Annotated in this window: 1 protein-coding gene and 1 pseudogene; both read left to right on the top strand. The window is 57.3% G+C overall.

Annotated features, from left to right (window positions below):
- The first annotated feature begins 84 nt into the window (after positions 1–84).
- Entirely contained in the window at positions 85–1,329 is a 1,245-nt protein-coding gene (locus ACWGTI_RS32255) for a thioesterase domain-containing protein (RefSeq protein ID WP_454590631.1), read from the top strand.
- A 298-nt stretch (positions 1,330–1,627) separates the two neighbouring features.
- A pseudogene (locus ACWGTI_RS32250) lies at positions 1,628–1,918 on the top strand (DUF4158 domain-containing protein); the annotation flags it as partial.
- Between the last annotated feature and the right edge of the window lie 529 nt (positions 1,919–2,447).

Here is a 2,447-nt window from a genome sequence, read left to right as displayed (position 1 = left end):
ACGTCACAAATGAATCATCTGTGTCGTAACTTGCGCCAATCCCGCACCTAACCAAAATCCGCTCACCGGACGCTCACCGACTACATGGTGCCGGCGGCATTCGTGCGGTTATCGGCGCTGCCGCTGACGGCCAACGGCAAGCTCGACCGCAAGGCGCTGCCGGCGCCGGAGGACGACGCCTATGCGCGCCGCGGCTATGAGGCGCCGCAGGGCGCGGTCGAGACGGCGCTGGCCGCGATCTGGGCCGAGCTCCTCGGGGTCGAGCGGATCGGGCGCCACGACCACTTCTTCGAACTCGGCGGCCATTCGCTGCTGGCGGTGCGGTTTCTCGGTCGAGCATTAGATCTTGGGTTAAAGTTTAGCGCCGCAGATCTCTTCCAAGCTCCTGTTTTGAAGGAACTCGCATCGAAGATCGACGCGGAGCCGCACCGCAACGTAGCTCAGGTGTTTTCTGTAGTGCTTTCCGTTCGGGCTACAGGATCGCAACCGCCGCTCTTCTTTGTTCCCACAGGGTTAGGAGATTGTTCGTATGCCCTCAGTCTGGTGAATGAAATGAACGTGGACTGTCCTGTCTATGCTTTGCCATGGCCGTCCTTCAACGAATTGTGCCCGCCGACTTTTGAAGGGATAGCATCGGAGGTGATCCTGGCGATCAAAGAAATCCAGCCGCGAGGTCCATATCGCTTCGCCGGATATTCCTCAGGCGCAATTTTGGCCTACGCGATTGCCCAGCGCTTACTGGATCTCGATGAAACTGTGTCATTCATCGCTTTCATCGATGTTGCGCTACCTGCAAATCCATCAAGCGTATCACCTGCCCAAATGGCGCGAGAAGTAGTGCTGGAATCTCTCGAATTCTTGGATGACAAGCGCTTCGACATATTGGAGCAATTCGCTGGACAAAGTTCGACTGTTCAGCTGCTTGAAAAGGCGCAGCAAATTGGAGCGATCCCTCTGGGTCGTGATGTCCACAACGACGCTTTGACGTATGAAACAATTGCCCAATTCCACACGGCACTGCAGTTGTATCGAGTTCCACGCCTCTCAGTTGAAATACATCAGTTTTACGCCGCCGAGCCTCGCCGCAGCCGGTCACCACCAGCCAAGAATTCACCAGGTCCGGAGGCAGGTTCGCCCTTGCGGGGCTGGGATCACGTTTTGAGTGAGACGGTCATTCATGCCGCGCCGATTCCAGGCAACCACATGACGATGATGAGTATTCCCGACAACCGCCGAGTTCTGGCCAGAGCCATGTCTACTGCTTTGAATAGATCCACTGTGACAATACGTAGCCCTGCAGCGGTCGATACTGGTGGGCTAATGACGTGATCTGGTGGCTGACCTCCGCTTCCGCATCGCTGAAGAGGAAGGCGACATCCCGGAGAATGAGCCGCGCTCACATCTGGTCGACAAACCCGAAAAGTGTTCGGATCGCGGCCTAACGGCTTGCTGTGTCGACAGGCGATTCTCTCGTCGTCGATCAGGGGGCCGGAACAAGTGCTGTGCAGAATCTTGCGCTAAGGTCGAACGGAGGGAACGCCCGGATGTTCGCTGTGGCTACGCCATTTGCCTCCTGTACCGTTGGGCTGCCTTGGACAGAGGCTTGGCCACTACCGTTCTGGAGTGGATTGGAAAGTGGCTCCGACGAGCGTTTCTCAAAGAACACGAGCGAAAGACGTTATTCGACATTCCGGTCGATGAAGACAGTCTGATCAGCCACTATTCTCTTTCACAGGCCGATTTGCTGGAAATCCAGCTACGGCGGCGCGAACACAATCAGCTCGGCTTCGCGATCCAACTCTGCTTGATGCGCTACCCCGGCCGGCCACTGTTGGTTAACGAGGCTCCGCCGAAAGCGATGCTCGACTATGTTGCCGAGCAAGTAGGCGCAAGCTCGACCGCATTCAGACGACATGCCTTCCTTCGATCAGGGTCTTTCCCGCCCGCCGACGAGCGATAGCGCGAGCCGCGAGCCCCATCCGCTCGATAATATTGGCCAGCGGGAGCAGCGAATTTCGATTTGCGGAACTCCGCCACAATGGAGCGACAGCAATCGAAGTACCAAGGGGAGCAGCCGAATGCTTGCGGCCGCGGGCCGTGATCGCGGGCCGCCTTTCCCGCATCGGCGATAGGTTGATCGAAGGCTCGGTTCAGATCAAGCGCGCTGTTTCGACCTTGGTCCGAGCGGGCGTGTTAGAAAATGGAGGCCTGTGGACGCGGGTTTTTCCTGACTGGTCAGCTTCTCGACAGCTGATTGCGACAGCTTGTTGTTTGGCGTGCGAGCCCAATCCATTCGCCGCTGAGGCTTTGATCTGAGCCTGTCTGCGCAGACTTGCGAGCAATCAATATTTTCGATGGAGAGGGTATGCGTGGTTCTCAGTTCAATCCTCGGCAATTGAACCCGTCTGCGCCAGGCTTCGCACGGCAGAATACCGGCATGCACGTAG

The sequence above is a fragment of the Mesorhizobium sp. ArgA1 genome, assembly GCF_053714375.1.
The sequence above is the reverse complement of the archived record's forward strand: the minus strand, read 5'-3'. Positions and strand labels throughout refer to the sequence as shown.

Excerpts from the sequence above, each read along its gene's own strand:
- ACWGTI_RS32255 (WP_454590631.1), top strand. The coding sequence starts at position 85 with ATGGTGCCGGCGGCATTCGTGCGGTTATCGGCGCTGCCGCTGACGGCC.